Annotated in this window: 7 protein-coding genes; 4 read left to right on the top strand and 3 right to left on the bottom strand. The window is 65.2% G+C overall.

Annotation, left to right across the window (positions count from 1 at the left end):
- Together SO139_RS45160 and SO139_RS45155 are read right to left on the bottom strand one after the other, a co-directional pair.
- Nucleotides 1-929, bottom strand: a 929-nt coding sequence (locus SO139_RS45160) for a DUF2855 family protein (protein WP_498542068.1), incomplete at its 3' end; no start/stop codon positions are given.
- Nucleotides 926-1,666 (bottom strand): DNA-3-methyladenine glycosylase family protein, encoded by a 741-nt coding sequence (locus SO139_RS45155; RefSeq protein WP_449383649.1) that lies wholly within the window; start codon nucleotides 1,664-1,666, stop codon nucleotides 926-928. The genes SO139_RS45155 and SO139_RS45160, both read right to left, overlap by 4 nt.
- Nucleotides 1,667-1,816: 150 nt before the next feature.
- On the opposite strand from SO139_RS45155, the gene gluQRS reads away from it, so the two are divergent.
- A complete protein-coding gene (gene gluQRS, locus SO139_RS45150) occupies nucleotides 1,817-2,689 on the top strand; it encodes a tRNA glutamyl-Q(34) synthetase GluQRS (RefSeq protein WP_474803868.1) in 873 nt (290 codons plus the stop codon).
- Between the two features lie 88 nt (nucleotides 2,690-2,777).
- Entirely contained in the window at nucleotides 2,778-4,151 is a 1,374-nt protein-coding gene (locus SO139_RS45145) for an ATP-binding protein (protein ID WP_474803871.1), read from the top strand.
- Here SO139_RS45145 and SO139_RS45140 read toward each other — a convergent pair.
- Nucleotides 4,078-4,938: a YihY/virulence factor BrkB family protein gene (locus SO139_RS45140; RefSeq protein WP_449383660.1), complete on the bottom strand. Its 861-nt coding sequence runs from the start codon at nucleotides 4,936-4,938 to the stop codon at nucleotides 4,078-4,080. The two genes, SO139_RS45145 and SO139_RS45140, sit on opposite strands and share 74 nt — an antisense overlap.
- Before the next feature lie 202 nt (nucleotides 4,939-5,140).
- Here SO139_RS45140 and SO139_RS45135 point away from each other — a divergent pair, with 202 nt between their 5' ends.
- Nucleotides 5,141-5,335, top strand: coding sequence for a twin transmembrane helix small protein (locus SO139_RS45135; RefSeq protein ID WP_027522142.1), 195 nt, complete (start codon nucleotides 5,141-5,143; stop codon nucleotides 5,333-5,335).
- A gap of 67 nt (nucleotides 5,336-5,402) precedes the next feature.
- Nucleotides 5,403-5,987 carry a cob(I)yrinic acid a,c-diamide adenosyltransferase gene (locus tag SO139_RS45130; protein WP_449383652.1) on the top strand — a complete coding sequence of 195 codons (585 nt, stop codon included), beginning with the start codon at nucleotides 5,403-5,405 and terminating at the stop codon, nucleotides 5,985-5,987.
- The last annotated feature ends 179 nt before the right edge of the window (nucleotides 5,988-6,166 follow it).

Raw genomic sequence — 6,166 nt, 5'->3', positions numbered from 1 at the left:
CGCTGGTCGATGCCGCCAGGACCCCAATCCTTCGCGCGCTTGCGGATATGGTCGGGCGCGAAGAACCAGCGCGGTTTTGCGCCCGGCAGGGCGCCTTCGTCGGCATCGGTGGCGCGATGCGTCAGGCCGACGCGCACCGAGCACGCCATCCGATCGCGGAAATGGTGGTGCAGCTCGGCCCGCAACGCGCTGCTGCCGGCCATGTCGACGAACGCGACAGGTGCGTCCGTCGGCAGCGAGCTGACGCGGTCGTAGGTGACGACCTCATCGTAGCAGGGCAGCGCGCCGACGAAGGCTGCATTGCTCGCCGAAGTCAGCCCGATCACCTTGCGGCCGCGGCCGTGCAGGAGATGCGCGAGTCCGAACGCGGTCTTGCTGGAGGCGCTCGAGAGCAGCACGCTGCGCGCGCCAAAGTCGTCGTTCTCGGCGAGGAAATCGTCGACCAGGAACGACAGCATGAACAACGGCCGCAGCAGCGCCTGGAGATCGCCCTGGTGCCCGGCAAAGGCGGGATCGCCGGTGACCCGGGAATAGACGTTGTAGACCGGGGACACCTGCTTGCGATGCTCGGCGCCGTCGCGCAAGGCACGCTTGCTCACGTCGACCGCTTCGATGACGAGATGCGTTGCCATCGGGAAATAGCCGAACAGCCTCTCACCCACGGCAACGTTCGGATGCTTGGAGGCAATGACCTCGCCAAAGCCCCACACCGGGATGTTGCCGAAGCCTTGCGGCGCCGGAAAGATCTGCCAGTATTTCAGCTCGTCGCCCATCACGGCATAGGTGATGTTGTTGGCGGTGAACGCGAAGCGCTCGACCTTCACCAACAGCGCATCCGCGGGCAGCGCGGGTGGATCGGGGATCGCCGTCTCGATCAGCTTGCATTGTTCGAGATCGTTGCGCGCGACGATGAAATCGGTGGATGTCATGGCAAAGGTCCCGGCTTTTTCCGTGCTGGCATCTTCTCTTTCACCGTCGCGCGCTTTGCAACAGCAACATTGTTTAAAACGGCGTTCGCTTCCCCGGCGATGACGCCCTCGCGTTTCTTGACCGCGCGATAATAGCTCCACCACAGATGTGCAGCCGCACCGCGCAGGGGGCGCCAGGGTTCGGCGAGCGGCGCCATCTGCTTCTCGGTGGGCCGTGTCTTCAGGCCAAGCCCGATGCGGATGCCTTCCTGCACGGCGAGATCGCCGGCGGGCCACGCATCGCCATGGCCGAGACAGAACAACAGATAGACGTCGGCGGTCCACGGCCCGATGCCGGGCAGCGCGATCAGCGTGTGATGCGCGGCGTCGGCGTCCTCTTCGGCGAGCACGTCGAGGTTCAGTCGTTCGGCCGCGAGCTCGCGCGCCAGATGTTTCAGCGTCTTGATCTTGGCGGCCGACAGGCCGAGCCGTCCGAGCCGGTTGGCGCGCGCGCGGCGCACGGCCTCATGGTCGAACGGATCCAAGGCGACGTTGAGCCGCTCCCAGATCGCACCGGCGCTCGCGGTCGAGAGCTGCTGGCCGCAGACGATGTGCGCCAGCCCCGCAAATCCCGCCTCGCGCCGTCGCAGGCTCGGCATGCCCGCGATCTCCAGCACCGGCTTCAGCCGAGCGTCCCGCTTGACCAGCGCCTGAATGGCCTCTTCGAGATCAGACTGGGTTTCGAGGTGGATGGTCATGGTTGCTCAACTCGTCATGCGCGGGCTTGACCCGCGCATCCATCTCATATCGTAACGGAGTCATGGAAGATGGATTGCCGGGGCGCAGACAAGTTTACGTAGTCTGCGCCAGGCAGACTACTACGTCCGGCAATGACGAGTACCCCGAGAATGACGCCCCCCGTTTTCCGCTTCGCCCCCAGCCCGAACGGCTATCTCCATCTCGGGCATGCCCTCTCCGCGCTGGTGAACTTCGATCGCGCGCGCGAGACGGACGGGCGCTTCCTGTTGCGTATCGAGGACATCGACGCGACGCGCTGCCGGCCGGAGTTCGAGGCGGCGATCTTTGAGGACCTCGCCTGGCTCGGGATCGCCTGGGAGACGCCGGTGCGGCGGCAATCGGAGCATTTTGGCGCCTATCGCGCGGCGCTGGACAGGCTCACCGCACTCGGGCTCGTCTATCCCGCCTTCGAAAGCCGCGCCGAGATCGCAAAGCTGGTGACGCAGCGCGAGGCTGTTCAGCCCTGGTCGCGCGATCCGGATGGCGCGCCGCTTTATCCGGGGACCGCGAAATCGCTTTCCGCCGACGAGCGCGCGCGGCTGATCTCAGCGGGCGTGCCCTATGCGCTGCGGCTCGACATGGCCGCCGCTTGCCGCCGCGTGGCGGATCTCAGTTGGCGTGAGGCCGGCGAGGGGCCCGCGGGCGAGCAGGGCAGCATTCCTGCCCAACCGCAGGCCTGGGGCGACGTCATCCTGGCGCGCAAGGAGACGCCCACCAGCTATCACCTCTCGGTCGCCGTCGACGATGCGCTGCAAGGGGTGAGCGAGGTGGTGCGCGGTCAGGACCTGTTTCATGCCACCTCGGTCCACCGCTTGCTCCAGGAATTGCTGGGCCTGCCTGCGCCCGCCTACCGCCACCACCGGCTGATCTGCGACGTTGCAGGGCAAAAGCTTTCCAAGTCGACCCGCGCCACCGGCTTGCGCGACTTGCGTGCGGCGGGAGCGCTCCCTGCCGACATTCGCGCCTTGGTGGGATTACGTTAAGTTTCTCTGGGGTTTAGCAAAACGCCTCCGTGACTCCCTGGGCCGCTCCGTGCCATGCTGATTTTCGAGCCGGGGTTCAAGGGGAAACATGGCGGCGAAAACGCGCATCACGCGCACCACGCGGTCGTCCGGACGGCTGCCCAAGAGGCGTGCCAAGTCGCGTGTAGGGTCGCGTGTGAAGTCGCGTGCCAAGCCGCCTGCCGCCACGCGTGGAAAGCAGCGCGCCGGGACAGCGCACAAGCGCAGCACCAAGGTGAGCACAAAACCTGCCCCCGCGGACATGGTCCAGGCTGCGCTCGCGGCCTTTGCCCATGAGGTCCGCACCCCCCTGACCGGTATCCTCGCGATCAGCGATCTGCTTGCAACCTCGGACCTTGGCGAGCGTGAGCGGCGCTGGGCTGACACCATCAAGGCAGGCGCGGAGCATCTTGCGAGCCTTGCGACGTTGTTCGTCGATGCTGCCAAGACCGCCAAGGGCGTCGCTGGACTCGGCCAGGATCTGTTCGACCTGCGCGCGCTTGCGCGCACTGCCGGCGACTCGCTTGCGGGCCGGGCCGCTGCCAAGGGGTTGCAGGCCCAGGTCGACATCTCGCCAAAGCTTCCCGCGCTCGTGGTCGGCGATCCCGTCCGCCTGCGTGCAGCGCTGGAAAACCTGATCGACAATGCCGTGAAGTTCACGGAGCGAGGGGGCATCGCCCTCTCGGTTATGCCATGGCCAATCGCCAAGGGCAAAGCCGGTGGCAAGGCCAAGAACAACGCCAAGAACAACGCCAAGGCAGCGCACAAGGCCGGCGTCGCCTTCGCGGTGTCCGACAGCGGCATCGGGCTGACCATGGCCGAGATCAAGCGGCTGTTCCGCCCCTTCTCGCAGGCCAATGTCACCATCGCCTCGCGCTTCGGCGGTGCCGGGCTCGGGCTGTCATCGGTGAAGCAGCTTGCGCGCGCAATGGGCGGCGACATCACGGTCGCGCCGCGGCGCGGCGGCGGCGCCACCTTCACGTTGACGGTGTCGCTGACCTCGGCGAATTCGGAGAAATCCACGGAGTCAGGGGCGCACGACGGTCGCGGGGAGGATGCGGCAGCGGGCTTACGCGTGCTCAGCGTCGAAGACAATCCGTTCGGCCGCGTCGTGCTCAACACCATACTGACCGAGCTCGGCCATCATGCAGAGTTCATCGGCCGCGGCGAGGATGCCGAAAGTCGCCTTGCGCAAGGCGCTTTCGATGCGGTGCTGATGGACATGGTGCTGCCGGGCATCGACGGCATCGAGGCGATCAAACGCATCCGCACGATGTGTCCGCCGCTCGGTCAGATCCCGATCATCGGCATTTCCGGCCGCGGCGAAGACGAGACGGCCTCGCGCGAGGCCGGCGCCGACGCCTTCCTGGTCAAGCCCGTGTCTCCGCGTGCGCTAGCGACTGCGCTGCTTGAAGCGACACGCCGTGAGGAAGCCGCGACTTGATGATCGCGGCGTTGAGCTCGCCGCCATAGACGAAGATCGCGGCGATGAAATACAGAAACACCAGCGCGATGATCACCGAGGCGAGCCCCGCATACATCGTCACGTAGTTGTTGGCGAAACGCGCCAGATATTGCCCGAACACGATGCCCGAGATCAGCGACGCCACCATGGTGAAGACGATGCCGGGCAGGATCTGGAGGAAGCCGCGTCGCCCCGCCGGCAGCAAGGCGTGCAGGATGAACAGCGCCACGATCAGCGCCCCGATGGTGATGCCGTAGCGCACCCAGGTCAGGATGCTTTCGTTGGATTCGACAATCAGGGGGATGTGCCGCCGCGCCGCCGCGATGAGCAGCGGCCCCAGCACGATCAGGAACGCCATGGCGAGCGCGGTGAAGGCCGCCACCAGCGTGTAGCCGATCGATTCCAGCCGCAGCCAGTACCAGCGCCGCATCTCGACCACCGCATAGGCGCGGTTGAGCGCGACGCGTAAGGCCTCGACGCCGTTCGAGGCGAAGTAGACCGAGAGCACCGCGCCGATAGTCAGCACGTCAGTGCGGGTCGTGGTCAGAACGTCGTGGATCTCACCGGACAGGGTGTCGGCAACCTGCTTGGGCCAGACCTCAAGCATCAACCCGGCAGCCTGGTCGGCGAGCTCCTTGGAGCCGAAAAAGCCCGCCAGCGAGGTCAGCACGATCAGGAACGGGAACAGCGCCATCAGGCTGGACAGCGCGATATGGCTCGCGATCGCCCAGCCATCGTCGGCCAGGAACGTGTAAAATGCGTCCATCACGACCAGGTAGAGGTAGCGGATCTGCCTCACATGCCACCTGCGCGGGCTGTCGATGCTCCTCCTCCCCGCAAGCGGGGGGAGGCGAAGTGCACGTGCCGGCCCAAATCAAAAAACATCGGTCTAGCTTCTGATATTATTGGCCTAAAAGCCAGATCGCGCCGCGATGGCGCAGCCGCAAACACAGTGTTATCTACCCCTAATGGCATCCTTCCTGAGTTCTTTCATCCTGCCGGTGGCTGTCGGCGCCGTGGCGCTGGTGCTGCTGCTCGGTCTCGTCAACATGATGCGCGGCGGCTCGCCCAACACCTCGCAGAGGCTGATGCGGCTGCGCGTGCTGTTTCAGTTCGTGGCGATCGTCATAGCGATGCTCGCGGTCTGGGCGATGGGGCGCTAGAGCATGATCCGGAAAAGTGGGTACCGATTTTCCGATAAGATCATGTTCAAAAGTAACTGAGGCAAGCATGGTCGTTCTCAACCGCATCTACACCCGAACCGGTGACGACGGCACGACCGCGCTCGGCTCCGGCGAGCGCCGTCCGAAATATGATCTGCGGATCGAGGCCTATGGCACGGTGGACGAGACCAATGCCGCGATCGGCGTGGTGCGATTGCACGTCAGGGACTGGCCTGAGCTCGATGCGATGCTCGGCCGGATCCAGAACGATCTGTTCGATCTCGGCGCCGATCTCGCGGTGCCTGAGCGTGAGGGCCAGAAAACTGGGAGAGCCGAACGGTTGCGCGTGGTGGCAAGCCAGGTCGAGCGGCTCGAGCGCGATATCGACGCGCTGAACGACAAGCTCGCCCCGCTCACCTCCTTCGTGCTGCCGGGCGGAACCCCGGCCGCCGCCCATCTCCATGTCGCGCGCACGATATGCCGCCGGGCGGAACGCATGATGGTGGAACTCGCTGCAAAGCCGGACGAACCGGTCGGGGCGGCTGGCATCCAATATATGAACCGGCTGTCGGATTTCCTGTTTGTCGCGAGCCGCGCGGCCAATCATAATGGCGCTGGCGACGTGCTCTGGGTGCCGGGCCAGAACCGCTAAGCAAACCGCCAAGATTGGCTCGCAAAGCCAATTTTTGGGCCTCCGCGCGCGTTGACCGGACTGGGCCGGGCCATTAGGTTCCGCGCCAGTTGATAACCCCCCTCAAGAATTCAAGTGAAAGAGGATCGATGAAGGTCTTAGTGCCGGTAAAGCGGGTGGTCGATTACAACGTCAAGGTC

It is taken from the genome of Bradyrhizobium sp. UFLA05-89 (assembly GCF_059803475.1).
Note: the sequence above shows the minus strand (reverse complement) of the source record. Positions and strands in the feature narration are given on the sequence as shown.